We start from the raw sequence: 19792 nt of genomic DNA, 5'->3' as shown, positions 1-19792 counted from the left end.
TAGCTGCAGATCGCTACCCGGGGCTCCGGTGTCACGCAGGGGGACGGAAACTTTTTTCATCGTATAAGACCGCAGACGGGAGCCGCCCTTATATATTCATCGGCTGTTCATCAGCGCTGCGAGCTCGTTTCGGGTACGCACGCCCAGTTTCCGGTACACGCGGGTCAGGTGATACTCGACTGTCTTGGGGGAGAGGTAGAGCTCCTGCGCGACTTCCTGGTTGGTGGCCCCGGCGCTGACGAGCTTGGTGATCTCCTCTTCCTGCGGAGTGAGCTCACCGCTCTGGCGGACCCGGCTGCCCAGCCCACTCGCGCGGCGTTCGCGACGGCATCTTTCGACGAATTCGTGCGCTCCGAGGGCGGCGAAAACCTCCTGGGCGGTGCCGAGAACTTCATCGGCGCGTCGCCGGCGTCCCAGCCGGCGCAGGGTGCGTCCGTAGTCGTAGAGCATGTTCGCCTGGTAGGTCGGCATATGCAGGGTGGAGATCAGGTCAACGGCGTCGTCGTAGACAGCCAACCCCGCCTCCGTCTTTCCTTGCTGCACCATGATGCCGGCGCGGGCGACCGCCAGGCGGGCGGTGACGGAATCTAGGCCGGATCCGGCGTTGCGTTCCTCCGCCCGGGAGATCAGGGCGTCGGCTTCGTCGATGCGCCCGGAGATCACGAGGTGGTTCGCCCAGATGTGTTCCCACACCCAGAAACCGGGGTGGCCGAAGTCGATCTCGGCCTGCATTTCCTCCAGGGCTTCGCCGGCACGATGGGCGGCGACCTGGTCGTTGTTGACGTTGGCCAGCTGAAGCCGGGCGATGTGGGAGGCGATGCGCTGGATGGGGAAAGAGTCGGAGCTGATCACCAGGCGGGAGGCATAGGAGTTCGCCAGTTCTTTTTCGCCGCGGAGGCTGGCGATCTGGGAGCCGGACCACAATAGCAGCGGCTCCAAAAAGTGAATGCCGAAGCGCTCGGCGCGGGCCAACCCGCGTTCGACGGCGCGTTGTGCTTCCTGGAATTCTCCGAGGACGATCAGACAGCGGGCGAGCCAGGCGTCCATCCACAGGTCGATGCGTTCTGAGCTGTCGATGTAGCGGGAGCGGCTGAGCCGCTGGCGCGCGTAGACGGGGTCGTCCTGGGCGAGCGCGACCCAACCGACCGCCATGTCCCGGCGTTGGGCCAGCACGGGGGTCTCGCCGGGGAAGGACTGGTCGCCGGTGACCTGCCCGGTGGTGGCGGCTGTACCGATCATCGCGACGTAGCGCGCCTCCGGGCGCATACTGGATCCGGGAACGGCCCACCGGTCGGTGACCTCTGCCCAGCTGATGATCTGCTCGGGGCGCCACTCCAGCAGACTGAGCAACGCTTGACGGGACGCGACGCGGGCGCGGTCCTGGGGACTGGTGTTGCCGTCTTCTTCCAGTGTGGCCCAGGCGCGGGTGATCAGGTCGACGGACTCGGAGCGTCGCCCCTCATGCATCGCGATGTGCCCGCGCAGAGAATACACGCGGGAGTCACCGGTGACGGGGGAGAAGGCGTCAGCGTACTGCCGTGCCTGCGGGATGTCTGAGGCAGAGACCAGCGCTTCGATGGAGGAGAGCTGCCGTTCCCGGACGAGGGCGGGGTCTTCCGTGACACGGGCCGCCATTTGGAAGGCGTCGGCGGCGGAGCGCCACCAACCGCCTGCGGCGCGCTCTTCACCGTAACGGTTCAGCGCGAGGGCGATGTCTTCGTCGGTGCCCTGCACACCAAGAGCCTCATGGAGCAGGGCGGCGCTCTCCTGACCGCGTTCGCGGTAGAAGTTGGCTGCCTTCTGGTGCAGCCGGTGTGATTCAGAGGGGCTCAGCAAGGAACGGACCACCGCGCGGTCGGTGGGGTGGACGAAGTTGACCACGTGGTTTTCCGACGGCATGGCCCGCTCCAGAATGCCGAGCGCGAAAGCTTTTTCCACGACGTCCTGGTCATCGCCGGCGAGGTAGTCGATGAAGTGGCCGGAGGCGACTTCCTCTTCCTGTTTGAGGGCAGCCGCGATGAGCACGAGACGCATCCGGGGGGAGCTGTTGTCGCCGAGGCGTCGGCGGAAGGCCGCGTGCCAGGAGCGGGGGATCGGAATGCGTGGGTCGACGACTTGCCAGTGGTCGGCGGAGCCCGCGTCGAGCACTTCCTTGATCAGGCCGGGACGGCCACCGGTGATGGAATGAATTTTGGCGGCCGTGTCGGGGGAGATGTGCGCGCCGACGTGGGCGAGCGCGAAGGCGCGGACGTCGTCGACGTCATAAGGGGGCAACCCCACATGGATGTCGGCCATGTCGCGCAACTGCGCCATGGAAGGCTCACCCACCCCGTTGGCGTCGTCGAGGGCCGTCAGCACGACCGCGATGCGGGCGTGTTTGAGGGAGCGGGTCACTTCGAAGAGTTCGCGCAACGAGGCCTCGTCCGCCCAGTGGGCGTCGTCGATGACGAGGAGAACTGAAGATTTGGGTTTATCGAAAGCGGTGAGCAGATCGACGCTCTGCTTGCCCGCCCGATTCAATAAAAACTCGACTACGGCCCCAGGCTGGTGCGCGCGCCAGGACAAGGAGGTGACGCGGTACGACGTCCATCCTTGGCTGTTGGCGAGCAGGTCCTGGAGCAACTCAGTTTTACCGGCGCCATGCGGGCCGGTGAGCATGACAAACGCCCCGCTCCCTGGTTTCAGCGCCGCCAGAAAATCCGTCAGGTTGCGAAGAACCTGCACGGGAGAGCGGCGTGAACCAGTGATGAGCGAGGGCGTCATGGAAATGCAGGCAAATTAGCCCTGATCGCCGCCTGCCACGGGAAGGACGCTGCCGGTGATGTAGCTGGCTTCGGGAGAAGCCATGAACACGATTGGAGCGGCCTGCTCGTCGAGGGTTCCGTAGCGCTTGAACAGGGACGAGTCGATCGTCTGGTCGACGATCTCCTGGTACCACTGCTTTTCCTGCTCACCCTCGGGGCCGGGGCCACGCTGGACCTTACGCTCCGGGGCAAGCGTGCCACCGGGGGCGGTGGCGACGACGCGGACGTTCTTCTCGGCGGCTTCGAGGGCGAGTGCCGAGGTCAGAGCGTTCACGCCGCCCTTGCTGGCCGCGTACGGGACGCGGTTGACGCCACGGGTGGCGACGGAGGAGACGTTGACGATGGTGCCACCGCCGTTGTCAATGAGCGCGGGAAGTTCTGCGCGCACCGACCACAACGTGGTGAACAGCGAACGCGTCACTTCCTTTTCAATCTCTTCGGGGGCGTAGTGCTCGAAGGGCTTGGCCCAGATCGTGCCACCGACGATATTGATGGCCACGTCGAAGCCGTCGAAGGCCTCGGTGGCCGCCGCGACCATGGACTCGGCGCCTTCCCAAGTCTCAAGGTCCGCGGTTGCGGAGCCGATGCCGCCGCAGGAGACGTCGAACAACCCTTCGGCGACCTCATGGACCAACTCAGAGCGGTCCACGAGGAACACCGAACCATTTTCATGGGCGATGCGGTTGGCGACGGCCAGGCCGATTCCTTGGGCGGCACCCGTGACCAGCACCCTTTTTCCCTTAAACCGGTTGGGGGTGAAAATCTCCGGTGCGCCCTCGACTCCGGCGCCGACGGGCATCTCTCCGTGTGCGCTCATTACTTAGTTGTCCTCCGTTACGTTGGTCTCGATCGCCTTGTTCATCGTCTCCACTGCCTTGACGGTGTGGCCGTCGACGACCTTCTTGACGGCGTCCAGGTCCTTATTCTTCAGCGCCTCGATGAAGGCCAGGTGATCCTCCGGAATGCCGGATTCGACCCCGTAGCCGTCGTCGAGCTGAGCGACCATGACTTCAGCGGTGCGCAGCTGACGGTAGGCTGCGAGCATCGCCGGGTTGCCGGAGCGCTCGAAGAGGAACTCGTGGAACGCGCTGTTCGCTTCGATGAAGCCCTTCGCGTTCTTGAAGGAAGCTCCGTCGATGTGCTGGTTGGCGGCCTCGGCGCGCTTGGTCAGCTCCGCGAAGTCCTCCTCATCCAGCTGATCGATCAGGAGGGAAGCCACACCGATCTCCAGGGCACGCAGAGCCTCGAACTGGGCGGCCGAGTCGCTCTTGGTGCGGTGGATCTCGCCGGACTCCACCTGGCTGGAGGAGACGGAGAGAGACTGCTTGTCCTCGGTGGTCTTGGAGCTGACCTCGACGGCGTCGCCTTCGTCGCCGCCGTCGGAGGTGCCCTGCGGGGTGAACTTCTCGTAGTAGAAGCTCGCCGGAGGGGTGTCCAGGCTGTTGAGGTGGGTGCGCACGGCTTCGACCATCGGCGGCGGGCCACAGAGGTAGACGTCGGCGTCGCCGTTGTGCAGGTGCTCCTCCACGTCCATGTGGTCGGTGACGAAGCCCTTGCGCTCGTGCTCCTCATCCGGGCTGGAGACGACCGTGAACCAATCGAAGTCGGCGAGCTTGTCCTTGAAGGAGTTCAGCTTCTCGACCTCGACGATGTCGTGGTTGAAGGTCGCACCGTAGATCAGACGAACCGGGTCCTTGAACTCCTCGTCCTCTGCCAGGCGCTCCAGGATGGCCAGAATCGGGGCCAGGCCGGTGCCGCCGGCGAGCAGCAGGATCGGGGCCACCGGCTCGCGCAGGAAGAACGAGCCCATCGGGCCGGTCAAGTTCAGCTCGTCGCCGACCTTGGCCTCCTCCGTGAGGTAGGAGGTCATGAGGCCGCCGGGGGTGTACTTGACCAGGAACGTGACGATGTCGTCCGACGGACCCGAGGAGAACGAGTACGAACGGTGGAAGTCGGCGTTCGGCGGGGCGATGTTCATGTACTGGCCCGGCAGGTAGTTGAGCTTGTCGCGCTCTTCCAGGCGGACGGCGAACTTGACCGTGGACTCGCTGAGGCGGTCGAGCTCGGTGATCGTGCCGATCAGCGTCGATGCGCCGGTCTTGGCCTGTGCCGAGGGGATCGGCACCTGCACGACCATGTCGGTCAGCGGGTACGTCTGGCACTGCAGGATGTAACCGTCGTCGGCCTCGGCGTCCGTCATCGCCTCGTCGACGTAGTCGCCTTCTTCGTACTCACCGGTCTCGCAGAACGCCTTACAGGTGCCGCAGGCACCGTCACGACAGTCGAAGGGCAGGTTGATGCGCGCTTTGTAAGCGGCATCAATGATGGTCTGGTCCTCTTCGGTGGTGATGAAGCGGGTGATGCCGTCTTCGAAAGTCAGGGCAACTTGAGGTTGCGCCATAGTCTGATCTCCTGTTTCTAGATCTGGTAGACGTCGACGACGTGGTGGATGTAGTCGTTCTTGAGCACGACCTTCTTCTTGGCGATCAGCGGCTCGTCGCCGGAGACGTCGAGGGTCAGCCACGTGGTGCCGAAGTAGTGGTCGGTGGTGTTGTAGCGGAAGTAGTAGGAAATCCAGTTGTAGCGGACGTCCACTTCGCCGTCACGACGCTCGAGGATCTCGAGGTTGGTCGTGTAGTGGTTGGTGCGCGGCTCCGGGATGGAGGTCGCGGCGGAACGCTCGGTGCGGATGCGGAAGATGCGGTCTTCGAGGCCGGCGCGGTTCGCGTAGTAGATCAGCGAGATCTCGGACTGCGGGTCCGTGGTCAGGGTCTCATCGTCGTCCCAGGCCGGCATCCAGTACTCGGCGTCCTTGCGGTAGCACTCGAGCCAGGTTTCGAACTCACGGTCGTCGAGCAGCCGGTTCTCTTTGAAGATGAAATCGTAGATTTCGTCGCGGGTGATATCGGACATAGCGGAACTCCTCAGGTGTTTGTGGGGTGGGCGATTACTGACGGCGGCGGCGACGACGACGGCCGCCGGTGCCCTCAGAGGACGAGGAGCTGCTGGCGGTGGCGGCCTTGGCGGCGGCCTTGGCCTTGGCGAACTCGGCGGTGACCTCGGCGGACTGCTCTTCGTTGCGGACCTGCTTGCTCGTGCGTGCCTGGTAGTCGGCGTCTTCGGCCTCGACGGCCTTTTCCATGACCTCTTCCCAGTAGCCGTGCTGGATCGGGTACAGACCCTCATCCTCGGCGCGGGAACCGGAGGAGAGAACCTCGTTCATGCCCAGGTCGCGAGCGACGTCGTTGAGTCCCTCGACCTGCTGGGTGAGGCCACGGGTCATGTCGTTCCACGGGAAGGAGCTGGCCTGGTAGGTCTTCTGGGAGGAGCGGAATTCCTCCAGGTCATCCGGGGTGGCCATGCCGGTGGCGTTGAAGAAGTCCTCGTACTGGCGGATGCGGTTCGCGCGGTTCTCCGCGGACTCGCCCTTCGGGGCGATGCACCAGATCGAGACCTCGGTCTTGTCCACGCTGACCGGCTCGAGGCGACGGATCTGGGTGGAGAACTGGTCCATGATGTAGACGTTCGGGTACAGGCAGAGGTTGCGCGAGGCGTTGACCATGAACTTGCCGCGCTCTTCACCGTGCAGCTCCTTGAGCTCCTCCAGGCGGTCGTAGACCGGGCGGTCCTCCGGGTTGCCCCACTCCTGCCACAGCATCAGGTGGCCGTAGGGGTAGGAGAAGTAGCCGCCGCCCTGCTCACCCCAGCTGCCGGCGTCCATGGCGGTGGTCTCGTTCTCGGACTCACCGGTGCCGCGACGCGAGGTGGTGGCGGCGTAGTTCCAGTGGACGGAGGAGACGTGGTAGCCGTCGGCGCCGTTTTCGGCCTGGAGCTTCCAGTTGCCGTCGTAGGTGTAGGTGGAGGTGCCCTTCAGGACCTCGAGGCCGTCCGGGGACTGGTCGATGAGCATGTCCAGGACGACGCGGGTGTCACCGAGGAACTCCTCCAGCGGGACGACGTCGTCGTTCAGGGAGCCGAAGAGGAAGCCGCGGTAGGACTCGAACTTCGGGACGCGACGCAGGTCGTGGGAGCCGTCCGTGTTGAAGTTCTCCGGGTAGCCGCCGGTCGCCTCGTCCTTGGCCTTGAGCAGGGAACCGTCGTTGGAGAAGGTCCAGCCGTGGAACGGGCAGGTCAGGGTGGTGCGGTTGTCGACCTTCTTGCGGCAGAGCATCGCGCCACGGTGGGAGCAGGAGTTGATCAGGCAGTTGAGCTTGCCGTCGCGGGAGCGGGTGATCACCACGGGCTGACGGCCCATGTTGGTGGTGAAGTAGTCGCCCGGGTTCTCGACCTGGGACTCGTGCGCGAGGAAGATCCAGTTGCCCTCGAAGATGTACTTCATCTCGAGCTCGAAGAGCTCCTCATCGGTGAAGATCTCGCGGTTGACGCGGACGATGCCTTCGTCCGGGCGGTTGTCCAGGGCGCGGGAAAGAATCTCGCGGGTTTCAGCGGTAGGGCTCGACATGTGATACATCCAATCGTTATGCGGACAGGGTTTTCTCACGATCGGTAGTGAGTGTGGCAATCATGATGCCCTTTAATGATGCAAGTCACACTAGGGGAATCCCTAGGACTGGCTAAGGGGTGGTCGTTCGGAAGTGTAGCATGGGTCAATAAATGCCCCTCATGCAGCGCATATGTAAAAAACTCGGGCCGAAAAAATCTTTTTGAGGTCTGAATTGAATTTCTCACCAATAGTATTAACCAAGGGTAAATCCTAGGATCGAATATGGGGTTAGGGTCACCTAAGGGGTTTTGCCATTGCACCCATTTCGACCCCCTGTGCTGCATAAAATTCGTAATACTATATATTTTCAGGGGTGGTTTTTCAATGGGAATCCCTAGGGCGCCCCTTGCGGTTATTGGTGCGCTGGGCCACACTCTTTATCTATCCGGAGAGCGCATCACAAGGTCACCTTCACTGCATGATGGCCTCCTGGAGCACGAGACCATCTGACCCTGAATCTTTGACGAGGAGATCACTATGACTGATCAGACTGTTCACGAAGACCCGAGCGCCCACGCGTCCGGCAACGCCGCCACCGACAAGTTCAAGGGCGAGTCCGTCAAGGCCGACACCACCCCGGAGCGCGCTCGCGCGATCTACCAGGACGTGTTCAAGGCCATCGGTGAGATCACCCACAAGCACCAGATCACCTACGACGAGTACCGCGTGCTGAAGAACTGGATGATCCAGGTCGGCGAGTACGGCGAGTGGCCGCTGTGGCTGGACGTCTTCGTCGAGCACGAGATCGAGAAGGTCAACTACGACCGCAAGGGCTACACCGGCACCAAGGGCTCCATCGAGGGCCCGTACTACGTCGAGGACGCACCGAAGCTGCCGTGGAAGTGCGAGATGCCGATGCGCGACAAGGACAAGGCCGCCACCCCGCTGATCTTCAAGGGCCAGGTCACCGACGTTGACGGCAACGGCCTGAGCGGCGCGACCGTCGAGCTGTGGCACGCTGACGAGGAGGGCTACTACTCCCAGTTCGCCCCGGGTATCCCGGAGTGGAACCTGCGCGGCACCATCGTGACCAACGAGAACGGCGAGTACGAGATCAAGACTCTGCAGCCGGCTCCGTACCAGATCCCGACCGACGGTCCGACCGGTTGGTTCATCCTCTCCCACGACGGCCACCCGTGGCGTCCGGCCCACCTGCACCTGCGCGTCAAGCACCCGGGCTACCGCGAGATCACCACTCAGCTGTACTTCGAGGGCGGCGAGTGGACCGAGAACGACGTCGCCACCGCCGTGAAGCCGGAGCTGGTTCTGGACCCGAAGAAGAACGACGAGGGTCAGAACGTCGTCGAGTACGGTTTCAAGCTCGACAAGGAAGACTAATCTCAACCATTAGTCTCTAGACTCGTGAGATGAGCCCCGCACCCCAGGTTTTTGCCGGGTGCGGGGCTTTTCCTCGTTTAGCAACAGCTTAAGGAGCCATTCATGTCAGACATGACCATTTCTCGGGTAGATACCCGCATCCTCGACGTCCCGTTGTTCCGTCCGCACGGATTCGCCACTTTCACCGCGACGGCGCAGCCGATCCTGCTGGTGACCGTGGAGCTCGAAGGCGGCGTCACCGGTTTCGGCGAGGGCGTGGTCCCGGGCGGAGCCTGGTGGGGCGGCGAGACCGTCGAGACCATGAAGGCGATCATCGACGGCTACCTCGCGCCCGTCATGGTCGGCCGTCCCGTCACCGACCTGGCCGGCATCGTCGCCGACTTCGAGAAGTCCGTGGCCAACATGCGTTTCGCCAAGGCCGCCTGCGACATCGCGATGCACGACGCCTGGGCCCGCGCCCTGAACGTCCCGATGCGCGATCTGCTCGGGGGCCGGGTGCGCGATGAAATCGACTGCACCTGGGCACTGGGCGTCCTGCCCCTCGACGAGGCCATCGCAGAGATCGAAGAGCGCATCGAGGACTACGGACACAAGTCCTTCAAGCTGAAGATGGGCTCCGGCGACCCGGCAGAGGACACCGACCGCATCGTCCAGCTGGCCGAGGCCCTGGACGGCAAGGTCAGCCTGCGCATGGACGTCAACGCCCGCTGGGACCGCATCACCTCGCTGAAGTACCTGCCGAAGTTGGCCGAGGCCGGCCTGGACCTCTTCGAGCAGCCGACCCCGGCCCACGACCTGGACACCTTGCGCGAGATCACCACGCGTATCGGCGTGCCGGTGATGGCGGACGAGTCCGTGTGCTCGCCGGCTGACGCGCTGGCCGTGGTGCGGGCGAAGGCCGCGGACGTGATCGCCATCAAGACCACCAAGCTCGGTGGCCTGCTGGAGTCCAAGAAGACGGTGGCCATCGCGGAGACCGCCGGCCTGGCGTGCCACGGGGCGACCAGCCTCGAGGGCCCGTTCGGCACCGCGGCGTCCCTGCACTTCGCCGCCGCGACCCCGGGCATGAACTACGGGTCCGAGTTGTTCGGCCCGATGCTGCTCAAGGAGTCCTACACTACGGAGGACATCGTCTACACCGACGGCGTCGTCAAGGTTCCGGAAGGCCCGGGCTCTGGCCTGGAGCCGGACTGGGACAAGATCAACCACTTCACCCGCAAGTAAGAGCAAAGGAATAACACATGCTGTTTCTCGCCCGTATGGACGTCAACTTCCCCACCGACATGGACCCGGAGGTCATGGCCGACTTCCAGGCACAGGAAAAAGAATACTCCGCTGACCTGCAGAACCGCGGCATCATGAAGGCCATCTGGCGCGTGGTCGGCGAGTACGCCAACTACTCCGTCTACGACGTCGACGACCACGATGAACTGCAGTCGATCTTCCAGGGCTTCCCGATGTTCAAGTACATGGACGTCAAGGTCACCCCGCTGGCGAAGCACCCGAACGCGCTGAGCTACTACCTGCGCGAGGACTAGCCTCCGCCTGCGCCTCACCCGCGCACACGACATGACCCGGCTGATCCGCTCACCGCAGATCGGCCGGGTCATCGCTGTCTCGGGGAAGGAGCTACCAGCCGCGCTCCGAGAGGCGGTGCGGGGCGGGCAGGTCGGCGACGTTGATGCCGACCATGGCCTCGCCCAGCCCGCGGGAGGCCTCGGCGACGACGGCCGGGTCCTCGTAGTGGGCGGTGGCCTTGACCACCGCGGCCGCGCGCTGCGCCGGGTTGCCGGACTTGAAGATGCCGGAGCCGACGAACACACCGTCCGCGCCGAGCTGCATCATCATGGCGGCGTCCGCCGGGGTGGAGATGCCGCCGGCGGTGAACAGCGGCACCGGCAGCTTCCCTTCCTTCGCCACCTGCTTGACCAGGTCATACGGGGCGGCCAGCTCCTTGGCGTGGACGTAAAGTTCGTCCTCCGAGACAGCCGACAACGCCGCGACCTCCGCCTTGATCTGGCGGATGTGCCGGGTGGCCTCCGAGACGTCGCCCGTGCCGGCCTCCCCCTTGGAACGGATCATGGTCGCGCCCTCGTTGATGCGGCGCAGCGCCTCACCGAGGTTGGTGGCGCCGCACACGAACGGCACCCGGAACGCGCGCTTGTCCACGTGGTGGACGAAGTCGGCGGGGGAGAGCACCTCGGATTCGTCGATGTAGTCGACGCCGAGCTCCTGCAGGATCTGCGCCTCCACGAAGTGACCGATGCGCACCTTCGCCATGACGGGGACGTCGACGGCGGCGATGATGGAATCGATCAGGTCCGGATCGGACATGCGGGCCACGCCGCCCTGGGCGCGAATGTCGGCGGGCACGCGCTCCAAGGCCATGACGGCGACGGCGCCGGCGTCTTCGGCGATCTTGGCCTGTTCCGGCGTGACGACGTCCATGATGACGCCGCCGCGGAAGGTCTCGTGCAGGGATGGTGCTGAGGTGGTTTCGGTCATGGAACATCATCGTGCCAGCGTCCCTGGACTATTATGTAGGCCAAAACGAAACAATCTTTTTGGACCACTGTGGCTGACACCATTCCTGCGCGCATCGTCGCGACGATCCGTGAACGTATTTCCTCCGGCACGCTGCTCCCCGGCGACGGGCTGCCGTCGACCCGTACCCTGGCCGGGCAGTTGGGGGTCGCCCGCGGCAGCGTGGTCGCCGCTTTTGAACAGCTCGTGGGCGAGGGCTTTTTGGTGTCCGGGCCGGGCGGCACGCGGGTCAACCCGGACTTGCCGCCGCGTCCGGCCCGGTCGGGGCGGGCGCGACCGGGCGTCGATAAGCCGGACCCCGGTCTGTTGCGCCCCGGCGTGCCGGAGACCGGGCAGTTGGCCAGCACGCTGTGGCGGCGATGTTGGCGGGTCGCGGCGGCTGACCCGGTGGTCCACCCCGCGCCGGGGTCGTGGCGGCTGCGCGAATTGATCGCCGAGCATGTGCGCGTGACCAGGTCGGTGGCCGTGGATCCGGCGTCGGTGATCGTCACGGCGGGCGCGCGCGACGGTTTGCGCACGTTGCTGCAGGTCGTGGAGGGGACGGTGGCGGTGGAGGACCCGGGCTACCCGTCGCTGCACCGGGTTTCGCGGGCGATGGGACGCAAGCTCGTGCCGGTCGGGACGGACGGCGACGGCATCAGTGTGGCGCAGTTGGAGGCAGTGCGTCCGGCGGTGGTGCTGGTGATGCCGAACCACCAGTATCCGACGGGCCGGCAGATGCCCGCGAGCCGGCGCTTTGAGCTGATCGAATGGTCGCGGCGCAGCGGCGCGTTGATCGTGGAGGACGACTACGACTCGGAGCTGCGGCGGGCGCATCCGGCGTTGGCGGCCCTGGATCCGGGGGCGGTGCTGTTGGGTTCTTTCGCCAAGACGCTGACCCCGGCGCTGGGGCTGGGGTATCTGATAGTCCCGGAGCGGCTGCGGGAAGCCGTGGCGGGTCAGGCCGTGCCGGTGTCGGGGCTGGTGCAGGAGGCGATGGCGGAGTTCCTCGCCGCGGACGGGGTGCGGCGGCACACCGCCCGGATGCGTCGGGGCTACGGGCGCCGCCGCCTGCTCTTCGCCGAGGTGTTCCCGGAGGGGGTTCCCATGGACGGCGGGCTGCACGCGGTCATCGAGTTGCGTCCGGGCGCGGATGAGGCGGCGGCTGTGGCCCGGTGTCGGCGGGCGGGGCTGGCGGTGTCCGGGCTGGGGGATTATTGGACGGCCGCCGACCGGCCGGGCGTGGTGGTGGGCCTCGGCGGGGTGGGGGAGGAACGGTTGCGGGAGGCGTTGGAGCGGCTGCGCGGCCTGCTGCTGAGCTACTTGCCCTAAACCCCTGAAGGTCACCCCTGGCTGGACCCTGGGTCAAAAACGGGGGAGAAAACAGCAGGCGGCAGGTTTGATAGCCCCTTTCGCCCTGTTCGCCTAGCGAACCCCTTGCCGTGCGGGCGGTCACATTCCTAGTGTGAACGACATCACTGGCGCCCATGAGTTGAGGCGCCCGCCCAGCAGGAGGAAAGGACCACCCATGACTGACCGCCTCACCCCCCACAACGCCCCCGTGGAGGACGCCTTCGCGCCGCTCCACTTCCCCGACTACCGCACCACCGTCAAGCGCAACCCGAACAACGACCTGATCCTGGTCCCGGAGCGCCTCGGCGAACTCACCGGCCCCGTCTTCGGCGAACGCGACCTCGGCGGCGTCGACAACGACATGACCCACGCCAACGGCGGCGAAGCCATCGGCCAGCGCATCCTCGTCCACGGCCGCGTCCTGGGCTGGGACGGCAAGCCCGTGCCGAACACCCTCGTCGAGGTCTGGCAGGCCAACTCCGCCGGCCGCTACCGCCACAAGGGCGATTCCTGGCCCGCCCCGCTCGATCCCCACTTCAACGGCGTCGCCCGCACCCTGACCGACGCCGACGGCAACTACAGCTTCTACACCGTCATGCCCGGCGCCTACCCCTGGGGCAACCACCACAACGCCTGGCGTCCCGCCCACATCCACTTCTCCCTCTACGGCCGTCAGTTCGGCGAGCGCCTGGTCACCCAGATGTACTTCCCGAATGACCCCTTCTTTTTCCAGGACCCGATCTACAACGCCGTGCCGGCCGACGCCCGCGAGCGCATGATCTCCGTCTTCGACTACGACGAGACCCGCCCGAACTTCTCCCTCGGCTACAAATTCGACATCGTCCTGCGCGGCCGTCACGCCACCCCGTTCGAGACCCAGCGCTAACCCGACTTCCGTCTGAAAGGACCACACCATGATCGACACCGGTAAAACGGGTGAGTTCCGCTACCCTGTCTCCACCATCACCGACCAGGATGAAACCACCGCCGGCATCACCCCCTCGCAGACCGTCGGCCCTTACGTCCACATCGGCCTGACGCTGGAAGGCTCGGAGCAGGTGGCCACCGCCGAGGACGGCGACGCCCGCGAGATCTCCTTCACCGTCTTAGACGGCGACGGCGCCCCGGTCGCCGACGCCATGGTCGAAATCTGGCAGACCCGCCCCGACGGCACCTTCAACGCCCCCAACGACCCGCGCACCGGCGCCGCCGCCACCGTCGACGGCTTCCGCGGCCTCGGTCGCGCCATGGCCGACGAGACCGGCACCGCCACCTTTACCACCCTGCTGCCCGGCGCCTTCGACGGCCAGGCCCCGCACCTGAACGTCGGGGTCTTCGCCCGCGGCATGCTCGAGCGCCTGTTCACCCGCCTGTACTTCCCGGAAAACTCCGACGCCAACGCCGCCGACCCGGTGCTCGCCGAGGTGGGCGAGCAGCGCCGCGGGGCACTGGTCGCGGAGCAGACGGAGCGGGGATACCACCTGACCATCCACGTCCAGCACGACGACCCGGACGTCGAAACGCCCTTTTTCCGGGTGTGATCGCCATGGGCACAAGCAACCTCTCCCGCAACACCTACAGCGACCGCGCCGCCCACGGCGACGGCGTCCCCGCCGCCGCGACCCGGGTGTCGGACGCCGCCTGGCTCGACGCCATCCTGGAGTTCGAACGCGCCCTGGCCACTGCCGCCGCGGACGTCTCCGTCATCGACGCCGACGCCCGCGCCGCCGCGATCTCGGTCATCGACGCCGTCGAACTCGATTTCGACGCGGTGTCGGCGGCCTCCGCCGCCGGGGCGAACCCGGCGATCCCCATCGTCGCGCAGCTGAAAAAACAGGCCGAAGACCAGGGCGTGAGTACCGCCGGCATTCACCTCGGGGCCACCAGCCAAGACGCCATCGACACCGCCATGGTGCTGTGCCTCAGGCGCGCCGCGTCCCACACCCTGTCGCGGACCACCGAGATCGAGCGCATCCTGCGCATGATGGCGGTCACCCACCGCGCCACCCCGATCATGGGACGCACCCTGGGACAGCAGGCGTTGCCCACCACCTTCGGGCTGGTCGCCGCCACCTGGCTGCAGATCGGCAGCGCCGCCCGGGCCGCTTTCGAAGACGCCGTCGACGCCCTGCCCCTGCAGTACGCCGGCGCCACCGGCACCCTGGCCGCCACACACCCGCACGGCCTGCGCATCCACGACCGGCTCGCGGAGCTGTTGGAACTGGAGACGTGGCCGCTGGCCTGGCACTCCGACCGGCAACCCCTGGTCGCCGTCGCCTCCGCCGCCGCCCGGTTGGCCGGCGCGGCACGCAAAGTCGCCGGCGACGTCATCTTCTACTCCGCCACCGAGGTCGGCGAAGTGCGCGAAGGCGCCCCGGGCGGATCGTCCTCGATGCCGCACAAGGCCAACCCTGCGGCGGCGATCGCCTGCGACGGCTACGCCCGCCGCACCCCGGCGCTGGCCGCCACCATGTTCGACTCCCTCGACTGCCGGCTGCAGCGCGGCACGGGCAGCTGGCACGCCGAATGGCAGACGATGCGCGAACTCATCGCCGCCACTGACAGCGCCATCGCCCGCATCCACGTCAGCCTGGCCGGACTGATCGTCGACGCCGACGCCATGGCCGCCAAACTCCCCGACAACCCGGACGTCGGCCACGCCGCCGCCCTGGTCGACGACATCCTCGAAAGGACCGCAGACCTATGACCAACCCCGACTACGACGCCGGACGCAGCGCCGCCCACGAGGTCGGCATGACCAACCGCCGCGCGGTCCTGGGCGACGCCCACGTGGACCGGGCGATCGCCAACCAGAGCCCGGTCACCGAGAAGTTCCAGGACTTCATCACCCGCACCGCCTGGGGCGACGTCTGGAACCGCGACGCGTTGGACCACACCCAGCGACGCCTGCTGACCATCGCGATCCTCACCGCCGTCGGCAACGACGGCGAGCTGGACATGCACATCAAGGCGGCCCTGCGCGCCGGCGTCGACGCCGAGACCATCGGCGAAGTGCTGCTGCACACCGCCGTGTACGCCGGCGTACCCAACTCCAACCACGGCTTCAAACTGCTCGACGCCGCCGTGGCAGAACACAACGACACCCAGGAGAAGTGAGAGCCATGACCCACACCCCCGTCGCCATCATCGGCGCAGGCCCGGCAGGACTGACCCTGTCGCACCTGCTGCACCAGCACGGCGTCGAATCCGTCATCTTCGAATCCCGCTCCCGGCAGGACGTCGAAGAAACCGTCCGCGCGGGCGTGCTCGAGCAGGGCGTCATCAACATGATGCGCCAGACCGGCGTCTCCGAGCGGATGGACGCCCACGCCGACATCGACGACGCGATCGACATCTCGATCAACGGCTCCCGCACCCGCATCGACCTCAAGGAACTGACCGGCCACCAGATGGCGGTCTGGGCGCAGCACGAGTACCTCACGGACTTCATCGCCAAGCGCCTCGCCGACGGCGGCACCATCTTCTTTGAGACCCAAGTCGATGACGCCGACGGCTACGACGGCGACAAGGTGGTCATCGACTACACCACCGCCGACGGCCGCCACGAGCAGATGACCGCCGACTACGTCGTCGCCGCCGACGGCTCGAAATCGCCCTACCGCGGCCCGATCCTGGAACAGGACGGCGCCGTGCGCTCCCGGCACGAATACCCCTACGCCTGGTTCGGCATCCTGGTCAACGGCCCGCAGACCCAGAAGGAACTGATCTACGCCACCCACGAAGAGGGCTTCGCGCTGATCTCGACCCGTTCCAAAGACGTCCAGCGCTACTACCTGCAGTGCGACCCGAACGACACCGTCGACCAGTGGTCCGACGAGCGTATCTGGGAGCAGCTGCACAAGCGCGTGGACGGCGAAGGCCTGACCGTGCAGGAAGGCGAGATCTTCGACAAATCCGTCCTGAAGTTCCGCTCCGCCGTCACTGACCCGATGCAACGCGGCCGCCTGTTCCTGGCCGGCGACGCCGCCCACACGGTGCCGCCGACCGGCGCCAAGGGCCTGAACCTGGCCGTCGCGGACGTCTCCGTCCTCGCGCCGGGGCTGGTCCGCGCGATCAAGCGCGGCGACAACGACCTGTTGGACAACTACTCCGCGATCGCGGTGCCGCGCATCTGGCGGGCCCAACACTTCTCCTACTGGATGAGCTCCATGCTGCACTCCGTTCCGGAGCAAGGCTACTTCCAGCACCGTCGCCGCCTCGCCGAGCTGGAGGCCATGATCTCCTCCGAGGCCGGTCGCCGCTACCAGGCGGAGCAGTACGTCGGGATCGATCTGCCGAAGTTCGAGGTGTAGCGCCCGTGAGCTCTCTTACCACCGCCGCTGACCGCGGGGCCGGCGCCGCCGTCGCGCGCAAGTCGCCGATGATCGCCGTCGTGCTGTGTTGGGTCGCCGTGCTCCTCGACGGCTTCGACATGGTGGTGCTCGGCGTCGTGCTGCCCGCCATGATGGAAGACCCGCAGCTGCAGCTCACCGCCGGGGAGGGCACCCAAATCTCCACGGCGGGGCTGTTTGGCATGATGCTCGGGGCCCTGGCCATCGGCCGGCTCACCGACGCGGTGGGCCGGCGCTGGGTGATCATCGGTTCCGTGTTCTCGTTCTCCGTGCTCACGCTGTTTCTGGGGTTCGTGGACCAGCTCTGGTTGTTCATCCTGCTGCGCTTCCTCGCCGGCGTCGGCCTGGGTGGCTGCATGCCGACGGCGATTTCCATGGTGACCGAATTCCGCGGCCGCGCCAAGGCCGGGTCCTCGGCGACGTTCACCACCACCGGCTACCACGTCGGCGCCGTGCTCACCGCGCTGCTGGGCATCGTCATGCTCGCCGACTTCGGCTGGCAGTCGCTGTTCGTCGTCGGCGCGCTGGCCGGCATCGCGGTCACCCCGATCATGATCTGGAAGCTGCCGGAATCCCCGCAGTTTCTGCAGTCCAAGGGCAAGGACGAGGAAGCCGAGCGGGTGGCCGCGGAATACGGCATCGAACTCAACGACGAGATCGACGCCGCCGAGAAGGAGGACGCGAAGGGCTTCGCCTCCCTGCTGACCCCGCGGTACCGCCGCAACACGATCTTCATCTGGTTGACCTCGTTCATGGGGCTGCTGCTGGTCTACGGGTTGAACACCTGGTTGCCGCAGATCATGCGCGAGGCCGACTACGACATGGGCAACTCCCTGGGCTTCTTGCTGGTGCTCAACGTCGGCGCCGTCGTCGGCCTGATCATCGCCGGCCAGATCTCCGACAAGACCAACCCACGCTCCACCGGGATCCTGTGGTTCGTGCTCTCCGGCGTGTTCCTGGCGTTGATGGCCATCAAGCTGCCGCTGCTGGCCCTGTATGCGATCGTCTTCTTGACGGGCGTGTTCGTGTTCTCCTCGCAGAACCTCGTCTACGGTTTCGTCGGCGCCAACCACCCGTCGTACCTGCGGGCGACCGCCATGGGCGGGGCGGCCGGCGTGGGTCGTCTCGGCGCGATCTCCGGCCCCTTGTTGGGCGGGTTGCTGCTGTCGCTGGGCATGGCCCATCCGTGGAGCTTCTTCGCCTACGCCGCGGTCGGTTTCCTCGGCGCGGCGCTCTTCGCGGTCACCCGCCCGCTGCGGGTGACCAGGAAGATGCTCGTGACGCATCCGCAATAACCGCTGGCCGCAGTCGCCTCAGCGCGGAACGCCCGCGCGGCTGTCCGACCCCGTCACCAGGCGCGCGCATGGTGACGGGGTTTTCTGCATGCACGGAATCTTCCGCAGGCGTTGGCGCCGCGGGGCCGGCGATGCGCGCGCATAGTGGGCGGGCATGGAAACGGCGACTCCCCCGGGCGGAACCGTTCACAGTTCACGTCCGCCCAGGGGAGCGCGCGGGGCATAAAGAGTCAGCGTCGTGCACCGGACCTGACGTCGTGCTCGCAAGGAACGGAAGCGGCGGGGCTGGAAGTGGAGGCCTCCGGCGCCTTCGTCGACGTAGCCTCAGTGTTCGCGGCCCTCTCGGTGGAGTCGGCCACGGTGCCTTTGTCCTTTTCTTCCGTCACCGGCGCCGCCTTCTGCGGTTTCGGGTCCAGCAGCCAGGCGACGAGGCAACCGAAGACGATGCCCCAGAACGGTGCGGTGATGCCCAGCAGCGTCAGCTCAGAGACGGTGACCAGGAAGCACACGAGTGCGCCCGTGGAGTACGCCCCCTTGAAACCGGCGAGGAAGGCGTTCTTCAGCGGGGTGAGCATCGCGATGCCGGCCAGGGCGGCGATGAAGGAGGCGGGCATGGCCAACATGAAACCGACGAAGGCGGGGGCGAACAAGCCGACGACGATGGCGCCGACGGCGGTGACCATGGCGGCCGTGTAATGGCGTTCCTTGTTCGGCCCGGAAATGATCAGGGCGTTCGTCGGGCCGGTCAGGCAAGTGGTGACGTTGCCGATGAACGCCATCGGAATCGACACCAGGCCGCTGGCCGCGGAGGCGAGGTTGACGCTGGGCTTGTGGCCGGCGGCGGAGAGCACCGCCACGCCCTGGCCGTTCTGGACGATGACCACGGTGATCGCGAGCGGGAGGACGAGCTCCATCATGGCGCCGAGGGAAAACTCCGGCGTGGTGAGCACTGGGGCGGCGACCACGCCGTCGTCGAAGATCCCGGAGTCGACCCGGCCGGCGGCGAACGCGATGAGCGTGCCGACGACCGCGGCGATCGCCACCGGTGGCGCGACCGCCGCGATCTTCGGGAAGACGGTGAGACCGACGAACACCACGATCATGGAGATCGTGATCAGCGGGTCGTCGACGGCGGCGGTGATCAGGTCGAGCCCGAAGCGCAGGAAGATGCCGGCGACCATCGCCATCACGATCGTCGCCGGCAGCAAGGCCATGATGCGCCCTATCAAGCCCGTCCATCCGAGCAGGAAGACGAGCACGCCCGTGGCCAGATACGCGCCGATGACTTCGCCGAAGCTCAGGTGCATCAGGGCGTCGCCGACGATGACGGTGCCGGGAATGGTCCAAAAGTAGGCCTGGGGGCTGCGGTACAGGTACGTCAGCAGCAGGGTGAGGATGCCGTTGCCGAGGAAGGCGCCGAGAATCCAGGAGGAGGTCTGGTCCGGGCTGAGGTTGCCGGCCGCGGCCGCGGCCAGGATGACGGCGATCGGGCCGGAGGCTGAGAACACCAGCGCCACCAGACCGTTGCCGATCTCCTGCGGGCCCAGGTCGCGGCGAATGTCCCGCAGCGTGGGGCGGGGCAGTTCCGGCCGTTCGACCGCGAGCAGGGGAGAGAGTTTCATG

Annotated in this window: 17 protein-coding genes; 10 read left to right on the top strand and 7 right to left on the bottom strand. The window is 66.3% G+C overall.

What is annotated here, in order from left to right; all coding sequences use genetic code 11:
• Window positions 1-96 precede the first annotated feature (96 nt).
• From B841_RS10380 to benA, 5 genes are read right to left on the bottom strand one after another with little or no spacing between them, the layout of a single operon-like run.
• A complete protein-coding gene (locus tag B841_RS10380) occupies window positions 97-2763 on the bottom strand; it encodes a helix-turn-helix transcriptional regulator (protein WP_156844791.1) in 2667 nt (888 codons plus the stop codon).
• A 15-nt stretch (window positions 2764-2778) separates the two neighbouring features.
• On the bottom strand, window positions 2779-3621 hold the full coding sequence (locus B841_RS10375) for a 1,6-dihydroxycyclohexa-2,4-diene-1-carboxylate dehydrogenase (RefSeq protein ID WP_041631870.1): 843 nt from the start codon (window positions 3619-3621) through the stop codon (window positions 2779-2781).
• A 3-nt stretch (window positions 3622-3624) separates the two neighbouring features.
• Window positions 3625-5205 (bottom strand): benzoate 1,2-dioxygenase electron transfer component BenC, encoded by a 1581-nt coding sequence (benC, locus tag B841_RS10370; RefSeq protein ID WP_020935457.1) that lies wholly within the window; start codon window positions 5203-5205, stop codon window positions 3625-3627.
• A 17-nt stretch (window positions 5206-5222) separates the two neighbouring features.
• Complete coding sequence (gene benB / locus B841_RS10365; protein WP_020935456.1) at window positions 5223-5717, bottom strand: benzoate 1,2-dioxygenase small subunit; 495 nt, start codon at window positions 5715-5717, stop codon at window positions 5223-5225.
• 34 nt (window positions 5718-5751) lie between these two features.
• Window positions 5752-7266, bottom strand: coding sequence for a benzoate 1,2-dioxygenase large subunit (benA, locus tag B841_RS10360; RefSeq protein WP_020935455.1), 1515 nt, complete (start codon window positions 7264-7266; stop codon window positions 5752-5754).
• A gap of 519 nt (window positions 7267-7785) precedes the next feature.
• Here benA and catA point away from each other — a divergent pair.
• From catA to catC, 3 genes are all read left to right on the top strand, one after another.
• A complete protein-coding gene (gene catA / locus B841_RS10355) occupies window positions 7786-8646 on the top strand; it encodes a catechol 1,2-dioxygenase (RefSeq protein ID WP_020935454.1) in 861 nt (286 codons plus the stop codon).
• Window positions 8647-8748: 102 nt separating this feature from the next.
• Complete coding sequence (locus tag B841_RS10350) at window positions 8749-9870, top strand: muconate/chloromuconate family cycloisomerase (protein WP_020935453.1); 1122 nt, start codon at window positions 8749-8751, stop codon at window positions 9868-9870.
• A gap of 17 nt (window positions 9871-9887) precedes the next feature.
• Window positions 9888-10184, top strand: a complete 297-nt coding sequence (gene catC / locus B841_RS10345; protein ID WP_020935452.1) for a muconolactone Delta-isomerase — start codon at window positions 9888-9890, stop codon at window positions 10182-10184.
• Between the two features lie 91 nt (window positions 10185-10275).
• On the opposite strand, the gene pdxS is transcribed toward catC, so the two are convergent.
• On the bottom strand, window positions 10276-11151 hold the full coding sequence (gene pdxS / locus B841_RS10340; RefSeq protein ID WP_020935451.1) for a pyridoxal 5'-phosphate synthase lyase subunit PdxS: 876 nt from the start codon (window positions 11149-11151) through the stop codon (window positions 10276-10278).
• A gap of 69 nt (window positions 11152-11220) precedes the next feature.
• Here pdxS and pdxR point away from each other — a divergent pair, with 69 nt between their 5' ends.
• From pdxR to B841_RS10305, 7 genes are all read left to right on the top strand, one after another.
• Window positions 11221-12501, top strand: a complete 1281-nt coding sequence (gene pdxR, locus B841_RS10335; protein ID WP_020935450.1) for a MocR-like pyridoxine biosynthesis transcription factor PdxR — start codon at window positions 11221-11223, stop codon at window positions 12499-12501.
• A gap of 196 nt (window positions 12502-12697) precedes the next feature.
• On the top strand, window positions 12698-13408 hold the full coding sequence (pcaH, locus tag B841_RS10330; protein ID WP_020935449.1) for a protocatechuate 3,4-dioxygenase subunit beta: 711 nt from the start codon (window positions 12698-12700) through the stop codon (window positions 13406-13408).
• A 28-nt stretch (window positions 13409-13436) separates the two neighbouring features.
• On the top strand, window positions 13437-14063 hold the full coding sequence (pcaG, locus tag B841_RS10325) for a protocatechuate 3,4-dioxygenase subunit alpha (protein ID WP_020935448.1): 627 nt from the start codon (window positions 13437-13439) through the stop codon (window positions 14061-14063).
• Between the two features lie 5 nt (window positions 14064-14068).
• On the top strand, window positions 14069-15229 hold the full coding sequence (locus B841_RS10320; RefSeq protein WP_020935447.1) for a lyase family protein: 1161 nt from the start codon (window positions 14069-14071) through the stop codon (window positions 15227-15229).
• The gene (pcaC, locus tag B841_RS10315; protein WP_020935446.1) at window positions 15226-15639 is read left to right on the top strand and encodes a 4-carboxymuconolactone decarboxylase; all 414 of its coding nucleotides are present in this window, start codon (window positions 15226-15228) and stop codon (window positions 15637-15639) included. Before B841_RS10320 ends, pcaC begins: the two co-directional genes overlap by 4 nt.
• Window positions 15640-15644: 5 nt before the next feature.
• A complete protein-coding gene (locus B841_RS10310; RefSeq protein ID WP_020935445.1) occupies window positions 15645-16835 on the top strand; it encodes a 4-hydroxybenzoate 3-monooxygenase in 1191 nt (396 codons plus the stop codon).
• Between the two features lie 68 nt (window positions 16836-16903).
• The gene (locus B841_RS10305) at window positions 16904-18169 is read left to right on the top strand and encodes an MFS transporter (RefSeq protein ID WP_041632313.1); all 1266 of its coding nucleotides are present in this window, start codon (window positions 16904-16906) and stop codon (window positions 18167-18169) included.
• A gap of 230 nt (window positions 18170-18399) precedes the next feature.
• On the opposite strand, the gene B841_RS10300 is transcribed toward B841_RS10305, so the two are convergent.
• Entirely contained in the window at window positions 18400-19791 is a 1392-nt protein-coding gene (locus tag B841_RS10300) for a benzoate/H(+) symporter BenE family transporter (RefSeq protein ID WP_020935443.1), read from the bottom strand.
• Window position 19792 lies beyond the last annotated feature (1 nt).

Source organism: Corynebacterium maris DSM 45190, from assembly GCF_000442645.1.
Classification (GTDB): Bacteria; Actinomycetota; Actinomycetes; order Mycobacteriales; family Mycobacteriaceae; genus Corynebacterium; species Corynebacterium maris.
Note: the sequence above shows the minus strand (reverse complement) of the source record. Positions and strands in the feature narration are given on the sequence as shown.

Excerpts from the sequence above, each read along its gene's own strand:
- pcaH (WP_020935449.1), top strand. The coding sequence starts at position 12,698 with ATGACTGACCGCCTCACCCCCCACAACGCCCCCGTGGAGGACGCCTTC.
- B841_RS10300 (WP_020935443.1), bottom strand. The coding sequence starts at position 19,791 with ATGAAACTCTCTCCCCTGCTCGCGGTCGAACGGCCGGAACTGCCCCGC.
- catC (WP_020935452.1), top strand. The coding sequence starts at position 9,888 with ATGCTGTTTCTCGCCCGTATGGACGTCAACTTCCCCACCGACATGGAC.
- B841_RS10320 (WP_020935447.1), top strand. The coding sequence starts at position 14,069 with ATGGGCACAAGCAACCTCTCCCGCAACACCTACAGCGACCGCGCCGCC.
- B841_RS10310 (WP_020935445.1), top strand. The coding sequence starts at position 15,645 with ATGACCCACACCCCCGTCGCCATCATCGGCGCAGGCCCGGCAGGACTG.
- benA (WP_020935455.1), bottom strand. The coding sequence starts at position 7,266 with ATGTCGAGCCCTACCGCTGAAACCCGCGAGATTCTTTCCCGCGCCCTG.
- B841_RS10380 (WP_156844791.1), bottom strand. The coding sequence starts at position 2,763 with ATGACGCCCTCGCTCATCACTGGTTCACGCCGCTCTCCCGTGCAGGTT.
- B841_RS10375 (WP_041631870.1), bottom strand. The coding sequence starts at position 3,621 with ATGAGCGCACACGGAGAGATGCCCGTCGGCGCCGGAGTCGAGGGCGCA.
- pcaG (WP_020935448.1), top strand. The coding sequence starts at position 13,437 with ATGATCGACACCGGTAAAACGGGTGAGTTCCGCTACCCTGTCTCCACC.
- pcaC (WP_020935446.1), top strand. The coding sequence starts at position 15,226 with ATGACCAACCCCGACTACGACGCCGGACGCAGCGCCGCCCACGAGGTC.
- B841_RS10350 (WP_020935453.1), top strand. The coding sequence starts at position 8,749 with ATGTCAGACATGACCATTTCTCGGGTAGATACCCGCATCCTCGACGTC.
- B841_RS10305 (WP_041632313.1), top strand. The coding sequence starts at position 16,904 with ATGATCGCCGTCGTGCTGTGTTGGGTCGCCGTGCTCCTCGACGGCTTC.
- benB (WP_020935456.1), bottom strand. The coding sequence starts at position 5,717 with ATGTCCGATATCACCCGCGACGAAATCTACGATTTCATCTTCAAAGAG.
- catA (WP_020935454.1), top strand. The coding sequence starts at position 7,786 with ATGACTGATCAGACTGTTCACGAAGACCCGAGCGCCCACGCGTCCGGC.
- benC (WP_020935457.1), bottom strand. The coding sequence starts at position 5,205 with ATGGCGCAACCTCAAGTTGCCCTGACTTTCGAAGACGGCATCACCCGC.
- pdxS (WP_020935451.1), bottom strand. The coding sequence starts at position 11,151 with ATGACCGAAACCACCTCAGCACCATCCCTGCACGAGACCTTCCGCGGC.